The organism is Mycobacterium sp. G7A2 (assembly GCF_041902445.1).
Lineage (GTDB): Bacteria > Actinomycetota > Actinomycetes > Mycobacteriales > Mycobacteriaceae > Mycobacterium.
Genome location: NZ_CP169251.1, coordinates 5,041,119 through 5,057,978, shown reverse-complemented (window position 1 = coordinate 5,057,978; position 16,860 = coordinate 5,041,119). Strand labels below are relative to the sequence as shown.

General features: G+C 67.7%; 21 protein-coding genes and 1 riboswitch. Of the genes, 8 read left to right on the top strand and 13 right to left on the bottom strand.

Features of this window, described 5'->3' with window-relative positions:
• Window positions 1-11: 11 nt before the first annotated feature.
• Window positions 12-1,040, bottom strand: a complete 1,029-nt coding sequence (locus ACEWX3_RS24010; protein ID WP_374157885.1) for a TIGR03617 family F420-dependent LLM class oxidoreductase — start codon at window positions 1,038-1,040, stop codon at window positions 12-14.
• 113 nt (window positions 1,041-1,153) lie between these two features.
• A riboswitch (cobalamin riboswitch) is annotated at window positions 1,154-1,276 on the top strand.
• Window positions 1,277-1,318: 42 nt separating this feature from the next.
• Between ACEWX3_RS24010 and ACEWX3_RS24005 the strand changes: the two genes are divergently transcribed.
• From ACEWX3_RS24005 to ACEWX3_RS23995, 3 genes are read left to right on the top strand one after another with little or no spacing between them, the layout of a single operon-like run.
• Window positions 1,319-2,341, top strand: a complete 1,023-nt coding sequence (locus tag ACEWX3_RS24005; RefSeq protein WP_374157884.1) for an ABC transporter substrate-binding protein — start codon at window positions 1,319-1,321, stop codon at window positions 2,339-2,341.
• Entirely contained in the window at window positions 2,338-3,363 is a 1,026-nt protein-coding gene (locus ACEWX3_RS24000; protein WP_374157883.1) for a FecCD family ABC transporter permease, read from the top strand. The genes ACEWX3_RS24005 and ACEWX3_RS24000 overlap by 4 nt, the downstream gene beginning before the upstream one ends.
• Window positions 3,360-4,145, top strand: coding sequence for an ABC transporter ATP-binding protein (locus tag ACEWX3_RS23995; RefSeq protein ID WP_374157882.1), 786 nt, complete (start codon window positions 3,360-3,362; stop codon window positions 4,143-4,145). Before ACEWX3_RS24000 ends, ACEWX3_RS23995 begins: the two co-directional genes overlap by 4 nt.
• 49 nt (window positions 4,146-4,194) lie before the next feature.
• Here ACEWX3_RS23995 and ACEWX3_RS23990 read toward each other — a convergent pair whose 3' ends face one another.
• The gene (locus ACEWX3_RS23990) at window positions 4,195-5,151 is read right to left on the bottom strand and encodes a hypothetical protein (protein WP_374157881.1); all 957 of its coding nucleotides are present in this window, start codon (window positions 5,149-5,151) and stop codon (window positions 4,195-4,197) included.
• Between the two features lie 88 nt (window positions 5,152-5,239).
• Between ACEWX3_RS23990 and ACEWX3_RS23985 the strand changes: the two genes are divergently transcribed.
• From ACEWX3_RS23985 to ACEWX3_RS23975, 3 genes are all read left to right on the top strand, one after another.
• Window positions 5,240-5,500 (top strand): type II toxin-antitoxin system Phd/YefM family antitoxin, encoded by a 261-nt coding sequence (locus tag ACEWX3_RS23985; RefSeq protein WP_283608624.1) that lies wholly within the window; start codon window positions 5,240-5,242, stop codon window positions 5,498-5,500.
• Window positions 5,497-5,895, top strand: a complete 399-nt coding sequence (locus tag ACEWX3_RS23980; RefSeq protein WP_374157880.1) for a type II toxin-antitoxin system VapC family toxin — start codon at window positions 5,497-5,499, stop codon at window positions 5,893-5,895. The genes ACEWX3_RS23985 and ACEWX3_RS23980 overlap by 4 nt, the downstream gene beginning before the upstream one ends.
• A gap of 94 nt (window positions 5,896-5,989) precedes the next feature.
• Window positions 5,990-6,733, top strand: a complete 744-nt coding sequence (locus ACEWX3_RS23975; protein ID WP_374157879.1) for an alpha/beta fold hydrolase — start codon at window positions 5,990-5,992, stop codon at window positions 6,731-6,733.
• Between the two features lie 64 nt (window positions 6,734-6,797).
• Here ACEWX3_RS23975 and ACEWX3_RS23970 read toward each other — a convergent pair whose 3' ends face one another.
• The 4 genes from ACEWX3_RS23970 to ACEWX3_RS23955 all read right to left on the bottom strand — a co-directional run bounded on the left by ACEWX3_RS23970 (window position 6,798) and on the right by ACEWX3_RS23955 (window position 9,687).
• Window positions 6,798-7,094 carry a YiaA/YiaB family inner membrane protein gene (locus tag ACEWX3_RS23970; protein WP_374157878.1) on the bottom strand — a complete coding sequence of 99 codons (297 nt, stop codon included), beginning with the start codon at window positions 7,092-7,094 and terminating at the stop codon, window positions 6,798-6,800.
• Between the two features lie 235 nt (window positions 7,095-7,329).
• Complete coding sequence (locus ACEWX3_RS23965; protein ID WP_207064918.1) at window positions 7,330-8,364, bottom strand: cupin domain-containing protein; 1,035 nt, start codon at window positions 8,362-8,364, stop codon at window positions 7,330-7,332.
• A gap of 5 nt (window positions 8,365-8,369) precedes the next feature.
• Window positions 8,370-9,212 (bottom strand): NAD(P)H-binding protein, encoded by an 843-nt coding sequence (locus ACEWX3_RS23960; RefSeq protein ID WP_374157877.1) that lies wholly within the window; start codon window positions 9,210-9,212, stop codon window positions 8,370-8,372.
• Window positions 9,205-9,687, bottom strand: a complete 483-nt coding sequence (locus ACEWX3_RS23955; RefSeq protein WP_374157876.1) for a nuclear transport factor 2 family protein — start codon at window positions 9,685-9,687, stop codon at window positions 9,205-9,207. The genes ACEWX3_RS23960 and ACEWX3_RS23955 overlap by 8 nt, the downstream gene beginning before the upstream one ends.
• 39 nt (window positions 9,688-9,726) lie before the next feature.
• Between ACEWX3_RS23955 and ACEWX3_RS23950 the strand changes: the two genes are divergently transcribed.
• Window positions 9,727-10,308 (top strand): TetR-like C-terminal domain-containing protein, encoded by a 582-nt coding sequence (locus ACEWX3_RS23950; protein WP_374157875.1) that lies wholly within the window; start codon window positions 9,727-9,729, stop codon window positions 10,306-10,308.
• Between the two features lie 5 nt (window positions 10,309-10,313).
• Here the strand turns inward: ACEWX3_RS23950 and ACEWX3_RS23945 are convergent, their stop codons facing one another.
• The 3 genes from ACEWX3_RS23945 to ACEWX3_RS23935 all read right to left on the bottom strand — a co-directional run bounded on the left by ACEWX3_RS23945 (window position 10,314) and on the right by ACEWX3_RS23935 (window position 13,253).
• Window positions 10,314-11,321: a TerC family protein gene (locus ACEWX3_RS23945; RefSeq protein WP_374157874.1), complete on the bottom strand. Its 1,008-nt coding sequence runs from the start codon at window positions 11,319-11,321 to the stop codon at window positions 10,314-10,316.
• Between the two features lie 112 nt (window positions 11,322-11,433).
• Window positions 11,434-12,351, bottom strand: coding sequence for a zinc-binding alcohol dehydrogenase family protein (locus tag ACEWX3_RS23940; protein WP_374157873.1), 918 nt, complete (start codon window positions 12,349-12,351; stop codon window positions 11,434-11,436).
• Window positions 12,352-12,494: 143 nt separating this feature from the next.
• Window positions 12,495-13,253, bottom strand: a complete 759-nt coding sequence (locus ACEWX3_RS23935) for an SDR family oxidoreductase (RefSeq protein WP_374157872.1) — start codon at window positions 13,251-13,253, stop codon at window positions 12,495-12,497.
• An 87-nt stretch (window positions 13,254-13,340) separates the two neighbouring features.
• Here ACEWX3_RS23935 and ACEWX3_RS23930 point away from each other — a divergent pair, with 87 nt between their 5' ends.
• Window positions 13,341-13,718 (top strand): nuclear transport factor 2 family protein, encoded by a 378-nt coding sequence (locus tag ACEWX3_RS23930; protein ID WP_374157871.1) that lies wholly within the window; start codon window positions 13,341-13,343, stop codon window positions 13,716-13,718.
• Window positions 13,719-13,726: 8 nt separating this feature from the next.
• Here the strand turns inward: ACEWX3_RS23930 and ACEWX3_RS23925 are convergent, their stop codons facing one another.
• The 4 genes from ACEWX3_RS23925 to ACEWX3_RS23910 all read right to left on the bottom strand — a co-directional run bounded on the left by ACEWX3_RS23925 (window position 13,727) and on the right by ACEWX3_RS23910 (window position 16,560).
• The gene (locus tag ACEWX3_RS23925) at window positions 13,727-14,236 is read right to left on the bottom strand and encodes a GAF domain-containing protein (protein WP_374157870.1); all 510 of its coding nucleotides are present in this window, start codon (window positions 14,234-14,236) and stop codon (window positions 13,727-13,729) included.
• Between the two features lie 4 nt (window positions 14,237-14,240).
• The gene (locus tag ACEWX3_RS23920) at window positions 14,241-14,801 is read right to left on the bottom strand and encodes a TetR/AcrR family transcriptional regulator (protein WP_374157869.1); all 561 of its coding nucleotides are present in this window, start codon (window positions 14,799-14,801) and stop codon (window positions 14,241-14,243) included.
• A 31-nt stretch (window positions 14,802-14,832) separates the two neighbouring features.
• On the bottom strand, window positions 14,833-15,726 hold the full coding sequence (locus tag ACEWX3_RS23915) for a hypothetical protein (protein ID WP_374157868.1): 894 nt from the start codon (window positions 15,724-15,726) through the stop codon (window positions 14,833-14,835).
• 126 nt (window positions 15,727-15,852) lie between these two features.
• Window positions 15,853-16,560, bottom strand: coding sequence for a hypothetical protein (locus ACEWX3_RS23910; protein WP_374157867.1), 708 nt, complete (start codon window positions 16,558-16,560; stop codon window positions 15,853-15,855).
• Between the last annotated feature and the right edge of the window lie 300 nt (window positions 16,561-16,860).

The following is a 16,860-nucleotide window of genomic DNA, read 5'->3' as shown; positions in this document are numbered from 1 at the left end:
CACGCGGTGAATCACCCGGAGAGTGAAGCCCCCGTGATCCGTTGCGCCACCTCGCCGTAACGCTCGAACCGGTCCATATCGGCCAGCGCGTTGTACAACACGATGCGCTCCGCCACCCCGCCGTACTTGGTGATCAGCGCATCGGCCAACTCGTCCCACGTCGACTCGGTGGCGAACATCGCGATGTGCTCGTCGGTGATCTGTGCGGCCATGCCCGCGTAGTCACCGGCCTTCTGCTTCTCCCGGATCCGCGCCGTTGTCCCCTCGAACCCGGCCTCGTCCCAGATGAACGCGTAGTTCGGAGTGCTGCCGTAGAAGCTCATGCTGGCCCGCACCAGCTCCCGCTCGCGGTCACGCTCTTCGTCGGTGTCGCCGACGATCGTCATCACCGGCACGATCACCGCCACATCGGACGCGGAACGGCCCGACTTCTCTGCTCCCTCAGCGCGATTCGGTAGCACGTGGCGTGTGATGTAGCCCGGCTCGCCCAGCGGGTGCACGTGGATGCCGTCGGCCACCTCGCCGGCCATTCGCAACATCCACGGGTTGACCGCGGCGATGTCGACCTTCGGGTCCGGTGCGTCGATCGGTCCGGGGCTCCACTGCGGGGTGATGAAGTCCAGGCTGTAGAAGTCCCCGTGATGATCCAGCGTGCCGGTCCGGAACGCCGCGAAGCACGCCTTGACCGCCTGCACGTAGTCGCGTAGCCGCGGGCCGGGGCGCTCGAACTCCGCGCCGTAGCGCCGCACCACATGCGTGCGCACCTGGGTGCCCAGCCCGAGCCGGAAGTTCCCGCCGGTGGCCTCCTGCAGCTCCCACGCCGCCGCGGCCGTCACGAACGGGCTGCGCGGAAACGCCACCGCGACACCCGTCGACAACTCCAAGCCCGGCGCCGCCTGCGCCGCCACCGCCGCGTTCAGGTAGGCGGTGCGACCCGTCTCGGTGAACAACATCCCGGAGAAGTGCGCGGCCTGCGTCCGTTGGGCCAGGTCGCCGATACGCCGCAGCGGTTGGGGAGTGGTCATCACGTCGACGTGCATGGCCGAACCCTACGACAGGCGCTGCGGCAGCACAGTGGACTTGCACACCCCCACAACGAGGAGCCGCCGTGACGATCCAGCGCATCGGCTCGTCCCGGCTGACCGCCCACCGACCCGTCGACTATTGCTACAGTGCCCAACGAGATCGTCGGGAATCCGGTGAGAATCCGGGACTGACGCGCAACGGTATGGGCCTCGCGGCCTGAGTCCGACCGCCGGTGATCTCGTCACACGCCGGGTGGCTCCGCGAATGAGCCTGACACCGAAGGAAGTGCGCCGTGCGCTGCCTCGCCACACTGTTGGTCCTCCTGCTCACCGTCGTCGGCTGTGGACGCGCCGCCGACCCGCCACCGTCTGCGGCCGGGGAACACGGTGTCACCGGATACCCGCTCACCGTGCAGAACTGCGGACGCGACGTGGTCGTCGAGTCACCCCCGCAGCGGGCGGTGTCACTGAACCAGAGTTCCACCGAGATCCTGCTGTCGCTGGGACTGGCCGACCGCATGACCGGCACCGCCACGTGGACTGACCCGGTGCGGGCAGACCTGGCCGCCGCCAACGAGACCGTGCCGCGCCTGGCCGACAACAAACCCTCGCTGGAGACTGTCCTCGGCGCCGACCCCGACCTGGTCACCGCCTCGTTCGTCGGCACCCTCGGATCCGGCGGAGTGGCCGAGCGCAAGCAGTTCCACCAGCTCGGCGTCCCGACCTATCTGGCACCCAGCGACTGCGAAGGCAAGGTGGTCACCAGTGAAGACGGCGCGCGCACGCAACCGCTCAGCATGGATCTGATTTATCGGGAGATCACCGACCTGGCAAAGATTTTCGATGTACCACAGCGCGGTGACGACCTGGTCGCCGGCCTGCACCAGCGTTTGGACGCCGTCCACCCCGCCGACTCCGGCGTCACCGCCGCGTTCTGGTTCTCCGACATCCGCACGCCCTACATGGCCGGATGCTGCGGATCGCCGGGCATCATCGCCGCCGAGACCGGGCTGCGCAACGTCTTCGACGACACCCACGACGAATGGCCGCAGGTCAGCTGGGAGACGGTCGCCGACCGCGACCCCGACGTGCTGGTGCTGGCCGACCTGAGCCGTCGCACCATCGACGGTGACGCACTGGATTCCAAAATCGAATTCCTGGAATCGAATCCGGTCACCAGTCAGCTCAGTGCAGTCCGGGCACAACGCTACATCGTCGTCAACGGTGCCGACCTGAATCCGTCGATCCGCACCGTCGACGGCGTCGAGAAGGTCGCCGACGGGCTCAGTGCGTTCGGGCTCGCGTCCCCGCGGTGAGAAGCACGTCGTCACTGTTGCCCCTGCTGTGGGGTCTGAGCGGCGTGGCGTTGGTGCTCTCCGCGGCCGCGGCCATCACCATCGGCCCGGCAGCGATCTCGGTGCCCGACGTCTACGCCATCGTCGTCCACCACCTCGGCGGCCCGGCCTCCGGAGTATCACCTTTGCAGGACGGCGTCGTGTGGCAGCTGCGCCTGCCCCGGGCCGTGCTGGCCGCGGTGTGCGGTGCCGGGTTGGCGTTGTGCGGCGCCATCCTGCAGTCGCTGCTCCGCAACCCCCTCGCGGATCCGTTCGTGCTCGGCGTGTCCTCCGGCGCGTCGACCGGCGCGGTCCTGGTCGCGGTGCTCGGCGTCGGCGGCGGAGTGCTGACGCTGTCCGGTGGCGCATTCCTGGGCGCGGTGGTGTCATTCGGGTTGGTGCTGACGTTGGCGTACTTCGCCGGCGGCGGCACCGACCGCGTCGTCCTCGCCGGTGTCGCAGGCACCCAACTGTTCTCGGCGTTGACGTCGTTCGTGGTGCTGTCGTCGGCCAACGCCGAACAGACCCGCGGGGTGCTGTTCTGGTTACTCGGCTCGCTGTCCGGCGCGTCGTGGACGGACGTGCAGCTGTGCGCGGCGGTGGTGGGCTTCGGACTGGTGTGCTGCCTGCTGATGGCTCCGACGATGGACGCCTTCGCATTCGGGCAGGACACCGCGGCCACGCTCGGGGTGTCCGTGCAGCGCACCCGCGTCGTGCTGCTCGTGCTGACCGCGCTGATGACCGCGACCGTGGTGGCCGCGGCCGGGGCGATCGGCTTCGTCGGCTTGGTCCTCCCGCACGCCGCCCGCTTCCTGGTCGGCCCGAACCATGTGCGGCTGCTGCCCACCGTGGCGCTGCTGGGGGCCATCTTCATGGTGTGGGTGGACGCCGCCGCGCGCACCGTGTTCGAGCCGCAGGAACTGCCCACCGGCGTCGTCACCGCGCTCGTCGGGGTGCCCGCGTTCGCCGTCCTGCTGTTCCGGCGCCGAGCGGTCACGCCGTGACGCTTCGGGCCGTCGACGTGAGCTGGCGCCGTTCGGGCAAGACGGTACTCGACGGTGTCAGCCTGCACCCCCGACCGGGGTCGGTCGTCGGACTGTTGGGGCCCAACGGATCCGGCAAGTCCTCGCTACTGCGGCTGTTGGCCGGCTTGGACCGTCCCGACTCCGGGCACGTGCAGCTGCACGGCCGCCCGCTGACCGCCGTCACACGCAGGGAGCTGGCCTGCTCTGTCGCCATGGTCGGCCAGCACGCCGACACCGAACTGGACATCCGGGTCACCGACGTGGTGCGGCTCGGGCGGCTGCCGCACCGCCGGCTGTTCGGTGCCGACCCCGACGCCGACCCCGCCGTGGGCGAGGCGCTGGCGGCGACCGGCCTGTCTGAGATGGGACAACGGTTGTGGCACAGCCTGTCCGGAGGCGAGCGCCAACGCGTCCAGATCGCTCGCGCGCTGGCGCAACACCCCAGCGAACTGCTGCTCGACGAGCCGACCAATCACCTCGATATCGCCCACCAGCTCGAGATCCTGGCTCTGGTGCGTCGCCTCGACGTCACCGCGGTCGTGGCGCTGCACGACCTGAACCTGGCCGCGATGTTCTGCGACGAACTGGTGGTGCTGACCGCGGGCCGTGTGGTAGCCGCAGGAACCCCGGAGAACGTGCTCACGGAGGACCTGGTCGCGCAGGTCTACGGGGTGCGCTGCCGCGTCGCCGTCGAGGACGGCCGCCCGGTCATCCGTTACGACGCACCCTTGACCAGGGAGGCGGTCAGCGAGCATCGCTAGGGGGCGGCCGGGAGACCCGTCACGCCTGGCGGCCTGGTATGCCCACCGGCTAGGTCCGGCTGATCGCCGCCAACCTGTTGAACACCCGTTTGTGCAATCGCTCGTCGAAATCGATGTCCAGCACGACGGCCCCCAGGTGCACGGTTCCGCTGGCATGCTCGAAGATCCGCGGCAGCGACTCGACGATCTCGACGTATTCGGTGATGAACTCGCGGTAGCTCTGCAGCGGAGCGTCCAGCAGCCGGGCGCAGTCGGCGAGCACACCGGCGTACTGCGACGGGGGCGCGAGTTCCCGGCATCGCTCGGAAATGTCCAGCAGCCTTTCGTGATAGTCCATCAGCCGGTTGGCGATGTGCTTGATGGCTGCCGGGTCGGCGCCGGATTCATCGTGGGGTTCACCGAATGCGGCCATGAACGCCGGCGCCGCCGTGAAACTCTCCAGCTGCTGTGCCGTCAGCAGCATGTCGTCGATGAGCCCGTACAGACGGCTCGCCAGGTCGGGGCCGCTGAACACCGGGATGGTGTGCGCCGGGGTGAAGCCGAGTTCACTGTCGCGTAGTCGGGGCGGCAGCGGGGCCTGACGCTGAAGCAGCACCGAGGCGAACAGCGCCTGCTCCCAGCAGGGCGGCTTGTCCCGCACCAGCGTGGCGATCTCGCCGTCGGTGCGGGCGATCGCGGCGAGCGGCCGACCGTCGTCGTCGTCCTCGTCCGGTGAGAGGGCCCGCATCGCCCCGGCGCCTTCGGGCCCGTAGACGGCGCGGCTGTCACCGGACAGCATCCACCGGTGCTGACGGTCGGCCCGTCGCCGCAGCGCGAATTCCTCCTCTTCGGCGAGCTCCCGTCGCTCCTCGAGGTGACGCGCCAGCGCCCGCCCCGCGAAGAACAGCCCGACCAGTGCGGCGGCCGCGACGAACCACCAGATGTACTTGACCACCAGGCTGATGCCCAGCAGCACCAGGAACACGGCGACGAATCCGCCGCCGTCCGAGCCTCCCCGCCCCGCCATGCGCACACCGTACGAGTGACCACCGACATCCAGACTGCGCTGAGTGCGGCTGGTGGCCGCGGTGCTACGCCGGTGCTACGATCGTCGCATGACGGAGGTGGCGTCCCGCGAACTGCGCAACGGTACGGCTGGTCTACTCCGGCGTGTGCAGGCAGGTGAGGAGATCACCGTGACGGTGAACGGCCAACCCGTCGCCCGGCTCACGGCGTACGAACCTCCACGGCGCCGGTGGCTGACCCGAGAACAACTGCTGTCGCGCATATCTCGCGTGCAGGCCGATCCCGGACTGCGTGCCGACCTCGCGATGCTCGCCGGCGACGACACAGACGATCTGGGCCCGCTGCCGTGACAGCGGTCGGCGTGCTGGACACGTCGGTGTTCATCGCCAGCGAAAGCGGAAGGCAGCTGCGCGGCGAATTGATCCCGGACGAGGTCGCGACCACCGTCATCACGCTGGCTGAACTCAACACCGGCGTCCTGGCGGCCGCGTCGGCGGACGTTCGGGCCCAACGATTGGCGACACTCGACGCCGTCGCCGACATCACCGCGCTTCCCGTCGACGAGGACGCAGCCCGCATGTGGGCGCGCCTGCGGGTTCATCTCGCGGAGAGCGGTCGTCGGGTGCGGATCAACGACCTGTGGATTGCCGCGATCGCGGCATCGCGGGGGCTGCCCGTCGTCACCCAGGACGGCGACTTCGACGCTCTCGACGGTGTCGCCGGGCTGACCATCATTCGTGTCTGACTGGCGTTGATACTGCGCTGAGTGCGCCCGTTACTCGAACTTCCTCGCGCTGAGTCCAGTCTCAACGTCCGATCGCCGTGTCAGGATGGCGGGCATGACCGTCGTCTTCGTTCATGGCAATCCGGAAACCTCGGCGATCTGGGGACCGCTCGTCTCGGCACTCGGCCGCGACGACGTGGTGCTGCTGTCGCCGCCCGGCTTCGGCGCCCCGCTCCCCGAGGGGTTCGGCGCCACCTATCTGGAGTACCGCGACTGGCTCGAAGCCGAGCTGGAGAAGATCGACGGCCCCATCGACCTGGTCGGGCACGACTGGGGTGGCGGGCACGTCGTCAACGTCGTCATGCACCGCCCGGAGCTGGTGCGCAGCTGGGCCAGCGACGTCGTCGGGCTGTTCGACCCCGACTACGTGTGGCACGACATGGCCCAGGTGTGGCAGACGCCCGGCGCGGGTGAGGAGATGCTGGAGAACATGATGGGCGGGGGAGTGGAGGCGCGTACCGAGCTGATGGTCTCGCTCGGGATCCCCGCCGACATCGGGGCGGCGATCGCCGAACACCAGAACGACGACATGGTGACCGCGATCCTGGCGCTCTACCGGTCGGCCGCCCAGCCCGCGATGGCCGAAGCCGGCCGCAACCTGGAGCGTGCGCAGGCGCGGCCCGGTCTGGCGCTGCTCGCCACCAACGACCCCTACATCGGCGCCGGCGACACCCGTCACCGCGCCGCCGAACGGGCGGGGGCGCGCACCGCGGTGCTGGAAGGCCTGGGCCACTGGTGGATGGTCGAGGACCCGCGGCGCGGCGCGGCAGCCCTGACCGAGTTCTGGGACTCCCTCTAGGCGTTGAGACTGCGCTGGCTGCGGGGGTTACTCGCACTTCTCCGCGGTGGTTGCGGTCTGAACGCTACTTCAGCGGGTCGGTGGTGAACGGGTTGTGTTCGGCCAGTAGTTTTTCCATCCGCACCTCGTCGAGCCGGACGCGAATCGTGGCCGCTTCCTGCTGATCGCGGAGCACCTTCGCCAGCGTGAACGAGCTCGTGACGAGGAAGACCGCGCTCATGGCGAGGAACAGCCGCGGCCAGATGTCGAGCGGCAGAAAGAAGATCCCGCTCAGCACCCCGAGGAAGCTCACCCCGAAGGCGATCGCGGCCTGCAGGAAGAAGGCGCTGGTGTTCTTGGACATCGCGTCGAAAGCATCCATGCGCCCAGCCTGCCGTCGGGGCTGGGCGGCGGGCATGAGTAGTCCTACGCGATCGACATTGAGAATGCCGTCACGGTCGTCTCGCGAGCGAATCCACGACCGCCACGGCACTCTCGGCGCCTCAGCCGGCGGTGCCACGGCATTTTCGGCGCCTCAGCCGGCGGTGCCACGGCATTTTCGGCGCCTCAGCCGGCGCCTCAGCCGGCGCCTCAGCCGGCGCCGGTGGCGCAGGCCGTCACACCGCGTCCACCGGGTTGACCCGCCCGACGATCAGCGGGTCGGTCTTGGTGAACGGGAACGCGGGCAGGTCGTCGATGTGCATGTTGAACGTCGCGGCCAGCACCTCCCGTGAGTACGCGCTGGCCGACGCGCGGTAACCGATGTCGCCGGGCATCGGCTGGTCGAAGAAGATCGCGAAGTGGATGTCGGGGGAGTCGATGACCTCGATGTGGTGTGGGTAGGCGCGCGGGATGAAGTACACGTCGCCCTCGTTGAGCAGGTACGTGTCCAGCGAACCGTCCGGGTCCATAACCGTCATCCGCCCGGAACCCTTGTGCACGTAGCCCATTTCGGCGGTGATCGGATGCCAGTGCGGTTCGCGCATGCCGTCCTCGCGAATCCGCAGCGAATACATCGACAGATCCTTCAACGCGGGCCAGTACTGCGCGCGGGCCAGCCGGGCGGACCCCACCGCAACCCCGATGGCCGGGCTCTGCGCCTCGATCGAGAACTTGTGCGGATCGTCGAACCACGCCGTCGCCGGTACCTCGGCGTCGCCGCTGCGCCGGGCCAGCTTGCGGTCGACGGTGTCGCGGCGCATCGCAGTGAAGTCCGAGGCGGGTAGGTCATAGGTGTTGCCCAGCACCGCGTCCGTCATCGCGCCGAACGACGCCGCCAACCCGAAGTCCTCGGGGCGCTCGCTGCGGAACGCCAGGATGAACTCGGCCGGCTCCTCACCGATGTTCTCGATGTGGTGCAGCGACCCCGAGTCGATGTGGAACATGTCGCCGGCGCTGACCGTGAAACTGGAGAACTTGCTGTAACTGTCGAGCACCGACACGAACGACGTGCCCGAGACGACGTAGGTGAGCTCGTTGCAGTTGGCGTGCCAGTGCGGAGTGCGCATCGCGCCGGGGTTGATGACGATCCGTTTGATCGACAGTCCCGACAGGATGGGGAAGTGGTCGGCGATCACCCGGCGGATCGAGCCGAGGTCGGACTCCTCGACGAGCTCACCGTTGATCAAGGACGTGGCATGCCGGCTGGTCATGGCGCTCATGCTAAGCGCGCGCGGTGAACGGCGAGGAATTCTCGCAAGGACGTCGGTCGACGACCGGTGACGTCGTGGACGGTCGTCGTCACCAGGTTCTGCTCGCCGGCCCGGACGCGTTCGTCCAGCGCTGCCAGCCCGGCGGCGAACTCGCCCGTCAAGCCGGCTCGGGTGAGCCGGTCGGCCAATTCGGCCGTCGCCACGTCCACATGCCGGACCGGCGTGCCTGCGACGTCGGAGACGATCGCTGCGGCCTGTCCGTAGGACAGCGCCTCCGGACCGGTCAGCACCAACTCGACGCCCACCGGCCGCTCCGCCACCAATGCCTCGACTGCGACGGCGGCGATGTCAGCGGCGTCGATGAAGCCGAGGCGGCCGTCGCCGGTGGCCGTGACGATCTCGCGTGACCGCCGAATGCCCTCGGCCAGTGCGTGATCGCGGGTGAAGTTCTGCATGAACCACGACGGTCGCAGCACCGTGGGCTCGCTGAAGAGGTCGACGACCATCGTGTGGATCTCGCCGAGCAGCGGCTCCCCGCGGGCCACCGCCGACGAACTCAACGCCACGACGCGCCGCACCCCGCCCGCCGCGGCCTGCTCGAGAAAGGGACGCACCACCGGTGCCGGATCGGCCACCCCGGCGGGGGCGACGAGGTAGATCGACCGCACGCCGGCCAGGGCGGCGGCGAAGGTGCTCGGGTCAAACCAGTCGAACCTGACGGCGTCGCCGTCACCGGGGTCGGGGCGGCGGGTAGCCGCGCGCACGACGCAACCGCGGCTGCGCAGACCCGACACGACGGGCGCGCCGGTGTTGCCCGTCGCGCCGGTGACCAGGATGGGCTCAGTCATCGGCGGCCTTCGCGGTGAAGCCGGCCATCAGGGCGTCCACTCCGCCCATCGCGGCCGCCGCGGCCAGCGAGTTCCAGTAGTCGCGGTAGTGCCGTATGCCGTCGGGTCCGATCGTGACGACCCCGACGTAGTCCATCCGGTAGGGGTCGTTCGTCTGTACGGCAACACCTTTGGCGGAGAACTCGAGGATGACGACGCTCGGGTCCAGGGTGTGATGCCGCCGGTGCTCGGTGATCTCGTCGAGGCGGATGGTGGCGGTGTAGTCCTTGACGTAATCCCAGACGTCGTCGCGGCCGTTCAGCACCCGGTATCCGGGTGGCGCGAACGGGAACTCCATCACCCCGTCGGGGGCCCACTGGTCGGCGAAGGCTCGCATGTCGTTGCGGCGCAGGCTGTCGAGCAGGGTGTCCACCACCCGATCGGAGTGGGCGTGTCGTTCGTCGTCGGTGGCCACGGTGGTCCTTTCGTCGTTCATATGGAACGGAACCGTTCCGTTTCGCTTAGTATTCCCGGTATGCGAAGTAAGGCGACGCTGCGAGCCGGCGTGACCGACGGCATCGTCGAGGCGGTGCTCGACGAGCTCGCCGCGGTCGGCTTCGGCAGGCTGACGATGGACGGGGTGGCCCGGCGCGCGCGAGCAGGCAAGGCGGCGCTGTACCGGCGCTGGTCGTCGAAGCAGGAGATGGTGCTCGAGGTCGTGACGACCATCAGCGTGCCGATGGCCGAGACCGCCCCAACCGAGGATCTCGCCGACGACATCGCCCGTCTCGTGCACGGCGTCGCCGACTGGCTAACCGACGCACGGATGTCGCGAATCATCCCCGACCTCATCGCCGAGGCCACGCGCAACCCCGAGCTCGCCGCCGCTCTGACCGAACGGCTCGGCTCCGCCCGCAGGAACTATGGGCAGGCGGTGATCGACGCCGCGATCACCCGCGGCGAGGTGTCACCTGACGTCGACAGCGAATACGTACTCGATCTGATCGCCGCCCCGGTCTTCTGGCGGATCTGCGGACGCCGCGAACAGGTGACGCCGGCATACCTCGATCGAGTGGTCGATACCGTCCTGCACGCGTTGGGCTCGCCCCGCGCGTAGCCGGCTCAGCGTTCCTTGCTGTCGTCGCGCGGCGGGCTGGCGCGCAGCGAGCCCGGATGTGCCTTCGCGGTGGGATCCTGGCGTGTCTTGATCAGGCTGGCTACGGTGACGATCGTCAGGATCACCACGATCACGCCCAGGCTGACGTAGGTGTCGACCTCGGGGATGCTCGGGTTGATGTCGACGTGCGCCCAGTGCAGCACCAGCTTGATGCCGATGAACGCCAGGATGATCGAGAGCCCGGTCGACAGGTACACCAGCCGGTCGAGCAGGCCCTTGACGAGGAAGAACAGCGCCCGCAGGCCCAGCAGTGCGAACGCGTTGGCCGCGAACACGATGAACGGCTCCCGGGTGATGCCGAACACCGCCGGGATCGAGTCCAGCGCGAACAGCAGGTCGACGCTGCCGATGGAGATGAGCACCGCCATCATCGGCGTCACCATCCGGCGGCCGTCGACCCGGGTGACGAGTTTGCCGCCGTCGTAGGTCTCGGTGACCGGCAGGAACCGCCGCGTCGCGCGCACCATGATGTTGTTCTCGACGTCGGGATCCTCGTCGCGGTGCCGGAACAACTGGATGGCCGTCCAGATCAGCAGGATTCCGAACAGCAGGAACATGAAGCTGAACAGCGACAGCAGCGTGGCGCCGAGCGCGATGAAGATCGCGCGCATGATCAGCGCCAGGATGATGCCGAAGGTCAGCACCTTGTGCTGGTGCTCCTCGGGCACCGCGAACGTCGCCATGATGATGACGAACACGAACAGGTTGTCGACCGACAGGCTCTTCTCAACGATGTAGCCGGCGAAGTACTCGGTGCCCAGCGTGCTGCCGTAGGTGACGGTGAACCACACGCCGAAGGCGATGGCGACGGCGATGTAGAACAGCGACCACGCGGTCGCTTCCTTGAAGCCGACCTTGTGCGGCCGCAGCGCGGCCAGGATCAGATCCACCGCCAGCAACACGACGACCACACCGATCGTCAGACCCCACGTCAACCCGCTGATCTCGGACATGGGTCATTTGTACCTTGCCCGCGGAACTACACCCTGCGTTCAGACTGCGCTGGCCGCGGACCCTACTCGCACTTCGCCGCCGTGGACGCAGTCTCAACGCCGGGGCGGAGGGTCATTTCGGGACGATGCCGATCTTGAGGTGTGGGCTGTCTGCCTGGGCCTGCCACGCCTTCCCGGCGTCCTCGAGGTCGTACCGGACCGTCTCCACCGTGAGGCGCTTCTGCTCGGCCAGCGCGATCAGCTCCTGGTAACCCTGCCGCATGACCGCGTTGCCCATCACGTTGTTGTTGTGCCCGATGTGCGTGCGTCCCATCAGACTCCGAAATGGCACCTCCGGCGCTCCACCGGCACCCTCGCCGACAGTGACGAGGGTGGCCTGGGGTGCGGACGATTCCAGCGCGGCCAGGAACGGCTCGCCGTACACCATGTCGAGGACGACGTCGTATCCGTCGCCGGCCTCTTCCTTCAGCGCTTGCGCGTCATCACCGCCGCCGAGTTCGACGAGGGCGTCGGCGCCGAGGTCGCGTGTCTTTTCCAGGGCGTCCTTGTTGCGGCCGGCGGCGACGACGCGACCCGCCCCGAGGATCTTGGCGGCCTGAACCGCGATGCTGCCCACCACCCCGGTGGCGCCCAACACGAGAACAGACTGCCCGGCCGAGAGCTCGGCGTGGCGGGTCAGCGGCAGCCACGCGGCCAGGCCGGCGATGCCCAGCGCCACCGCCAGGTCGTCGTCGACGGTCTCGGGGATGGGGAAGGCACGGTCGGGGTCGAAGGCGGCGCGTTCGGCCCACGAGCCGAACGGCATCGGCGGCGAGTTGAAGTAGACGCGGGTGCCGTCGTCGGTGAAGCCGACACCTTCCTGGCCGACGACCAGCGGGACGCTCGGCTTGAGCAGGTCGCTCGACGCCAGCACGATGTCAACGGGGTTGCAGCCGGCCAGTGTCACGGTGACGATGTCCTGCCCGCCTGGCTCTTCGAAATCTTTGACGTGGGGCGTCTCGCCGACTGCCTCCAGCACTGCTGCCCGCATGGGTCCTCCGTTGTGTTCGCGCCTGAACCTGCGGGCTACCCCCTGCGCAGACGGCGAAACGGGCCCCAGGTTGCGTTGAGACTGCGTCAGCGGCGGCCGCTACTCGCACAACGTCGCCGCTGACGCAGTCTCAACGGGTGGGGTCAGACGGTGTAGCCGCCGTCGACCGCCCAGGTGGCGCCGGTGACCCAGCCGGCCTCCGGTCGGCTCAGATAGGAGACGACGCTGGCGACGTCGGTGGTGTCGCCGTAGCGGCCCAGTGCGGTCTGGGCCCGGTTCGCGTCGGCGAAGTCACCCTCGTCGGGGTTCAGGTCGGTCGCAACGGGTCCGACGGCGAGGTTGTTGATCGTGATCTGCCGCGGACCCAGCTCCCGGGCGAGCCCGCGCGTCAACCCGGCCACCGCCGCTTTGGTCATCGCGTAGACCGACAGACCGGCGGCCACCGGCACACTGTCGCCGTTCACGCTGCCGATGGTGATGACGCGACCCCCGCCTGTCATGTGCCCGACGGCGGCCTGGATGGCGACGAACACCGCCCGTACATTGACCGCCACCATCCGGTCGAACTCCTCCAGAGACAACGACTCCAGCGGAGCGAGGGAGGCGATGCCGGCGTTGTTGACCAAGATGTCCACGCCGCCGAGCTGCTGGACCGTCTCGGTGACGGCAGCTTGAACCGCGTCGGCGTCGGCGCTGTCAGCCTGCAGCGCAACGACCTTCGTGCCGTTGGTCGACAGCTCGGCGACGAGGTTGTCTGCCGCGCCCGCCGACGTGCTGTAGGTGAAGGCGACATCGGCTCCGTCGGCGACGAGACGGCGTACGATGCCCGCGCCGATACCTCGGGAGCCGCCGGTCACCAGGGCGCGGCGACCGCTGAGCGGCAAGGTGGGGGAGTGTGTCATCGGGCTTCCTTTCGAGAGGTCTACCCGTGGCACCAACTTGAACGATCGTTATAGAATTCCCCGGTACGCCTGACCGGAGGAGTCGCGTTGGCTGACAGCGTCGTTGCGTTGATGGAAGAGAATTTGCTCGCGGTGTTCAACGAGCGGGATCCGCAGCGGCGGCTGGAGGTGATCCGGCGCAACTACGCCCCCGACGTCCGCTGGGCCGACGGCGAGGAGACGGTCACCGGCCAGGACCGGCTCCATCAGAAGGCCCAGGAACTTCTCGACGGCCAGCTCGCCGGGCTCGGATTCTCGCAGTCAGGTCCGGTTTATCAGGCCGGGAACATGGGGTTTCTGGCCTGGGACGTCTTCCCGCCCGGGGCTGAATCCGGCACACCCCTGGTATCGGGCTTCGATGTGGCGCTCGTCGAAAACGGCGTCATCGCAGAGCTGTTCACGGTGGTGACAACACAACCGGGATGATCCGGCCGTCAGCGCAGCGCGTCGGGGTTCTCCCGCACGAGAGCTTCGACATCCGAGCGGAGTTGCGTCAGCTTCTGCTGCTCCTCGGCGGAGTAGTCGCGGGCGGTGTCGTCGAGGGCGCACACCGTTCCAACCACGTTGCCCTCGGCGTCGTGCACCGGTAGACCCAGATAGTTGTGCAAGCCGAACTCCGTCTCGTCCTCGTTGCCGGCGAAGACGGCATCGGTGCGTGAGTCGCGGACGAACAACGCCTCGTCGGAGTTCACCACCCGCTCGCAGTACAACGGGGTGCGATCCTGGTCCTCGCCGGCCTTCTTCCCTGCCGCGCCGACGGTGTAGTGCTGGGTGGCCTCACCACCGGTGGCGGCGACGACCATCGAATCCGGTTCCGAGCGCATGACCAGAACGGACTTCACGTTGAGCTGCCGCGCCAGCTCCTCGAGGCCGGGTGCCACCGAGGCCAGCCCGTCGGTGGCGTCGGGGCGGTGGGAAGCGGTGGTGTCGTCGTGCTCGGTCATCAACTCAGTCTGCCAGGCCCCGCGCCGGGGCGGGCCACGCGGCGAGCGCGATGTCGGCGGCGGCGCGGAGTTGGGCCCGGGTGGCACCGTCGCGGGCCTTGCTCGACATCCCTCGCAGGACCAGGTCGAGATAGTCGGCCAAAGCTCGGGGGTTGCTGTCTGCGGGAAGGTCGCCGGTCCGTTTGGCCCGTCGTAAGCGCCGGACGATGGCGTCTTTTCCGCTGCGGCGACGATCTTGCAGGGTGGGGTCGGCGATCACCATGCAGCCGCGCGGGTGCGTGGGGCGGGCGTAGAGGTCGACGGCGCGGCTGAAGATCTGTTCTGCGACCTCGCGGGCGGTGGCTGCCTTCAGAGCCGGTGACAGCACCGCGTCCTGCTCGTAGAGATCCACGGCCGCGTCGAACAAGGACTGTTTGTCGCCGAAGGCCGCGTACAGGCTGGGGGGCGAGATGCCCATGGCTGCGGTGAGGTCGCTGATCGAGGTGCCGTCGAAACCTTTCTCCCAGAACACTTTCATGGCGCAGCCCAGCGCTTCGTCGCGGTCGAACTTCGGGGGCCGGGCCATGTGTGGATGGTAGCGCTTGCCGCGAGCCGAGTTATTGCGGTGCGAGGGGCCAGCCGGGGATCGGCCGGCCGTGTGGCGGCGGGCTGTCTTTGAAGCCGGTGGCCATCTCGATTTGCTTTGCCGGTGAGTCCGGCATGGCCTCCTGGCACTGTCGGCGCATGTCGGGGGTGACGAAGAAATCCGGTGGGTCGGCGTCCACAGGTCCCCACAGGGAACTGCTGGCGCCGGTGATGAACCAGTGACCGAACACGTCCCCGACCGGTGCGGGGGCGGGACCCTCTTGTGGTGTGTCGACATCCGAGGCGCCTGCCGGAATGCGCGGGTCCTCCTGGCTGAGCTCTATCCTGTTGACGTACACGGTGTCGAGGGGATCGCTGACGGTGCCGGTTGCCTTATCGGCGGCCACCGAGATGAATTTTCCAGGCTGGGTAAGGCTTTTGAAGTAGATCGCGTAGGACCCTTCACACACATACGCGCGCACGCCTTTCTCGATCGGTTCGACACTCAGGATGTGAAACGGGATGTAGCCGAAAGGCCGGACGCTTTCTGCGTCGTGAGCGGGCACGTTCTCTAGCGGTCTGATGAAGACGAGCTGGCCGAGGTAATCGCCATCGCGGTCGTCGCTTTCCGCGGTGGCGCGGGTGAAACCCGGATACACGTTGTCTGCGTCGTTGGTCCAGGTTGCTACATACCAGGATTCGAGATAGGCGCGGAGCGGGACTGCGGCGCCAAACGCCACGTCGATACCCGGTCCGGAAGACCAGTGGAACCTGAACTCAGCCAGTGAATTCGGCCACTTCGCCACGGTGGTTTGGGCCGGAGGATCGGATGCATTGGCAGGGTCGCGGTCGGCGTCTGTGTCACAGGCGGTGCTGGTCATGGCGACCAGGGCTGCGATAACCAAAGCTGATGTGCGACGGATCATTTCTGCCCACCTATGGACGGTTCGACACTGGCTAAAGAATTCTTCATGGCGCAGCCCAGCGCTTTGTCGCGGTGGAATTTCGGAGGCCGGGCCGTGTGTCGAGGGTAGTGCTTGCCACGATGCCAGCTACTGGGGCGCTAGGGGCCAGCCGGGAATCGGCCGGCCGTGAGGTGGTGGGTTGTCCTTGAACCCGGTGGCCATTTCGATCTGGTTTTCCGGTGAGTCCGGCATGGCCTCCTGGCACCGTCGGCGCATGTCGGGGGTGACGAAGAAATCCGGTGGGTCGGCGTCCACAGGTCCCCACAGGGAACTGCTGGCGCCGGTGATGAACCAGTGGCCGAACACGTCCCCGACCGGAGCGGGGGCGGGGCCTTCTTGTGGTGTGTCGACATCCGAGGCGTCTGCCGGAATACGAGGATCGTTGTTCGTCAACTCGATTCGTTTGACTCGAACCGTGTCGAGCGGATCGGCGAGCTGAGCCGTTGACTTGTCCGCCGCAACGGAAACGAGCTTCCCGGCGGAGGAATCACTGGCGAAGTAAATGCTGTACTCGCCCAGGCATACCGTGACGCGCAGTCCACTCGCGACCGCATCCACGCTTTGGATGTGCATCGGCATGTAGCCCAGAGGTTTTGCAGGGTCGACAGGATATGACGGCGCGCCGTTGAGTGGCCGGATCCACGCCAGCTGGCCGAGATAGTTGCCATCCAGATCAGCACTCCCTGGCGTCGCCCGAAGGAAGCCCGGGTAGACATTCTCGGGATCGTTCGTCCACGAGGCGATGTACCACGATTCGAGATAGGCGCGAATGGGTACAGCGACACCGGTCGTCAATGATAGACCGGGGCTGGAAGACCAGTGGAAGCGAAAGCGCTCCAACGAATCCGGCCAATGGGCAGAGTGTTCTTGGCCGGTTGGCGTCGTATCTGGAGTTCCTTCCGGGGCGCCCGGTCGACACGCGAGAGTTCCACCAGCGACGAATGCAGCTATGGTTGCCAGTGACCAGAATCTCTTCACGGCGATTGTCCAATTCTCGGATCTGCTTGGTGATATCCGCCTGTGTATGTTTCCCAATAGGTCTCCATGAGGGAGTCCGCCCCGTTGACGAATCCGAACAGTGAACGCACTGCGTAG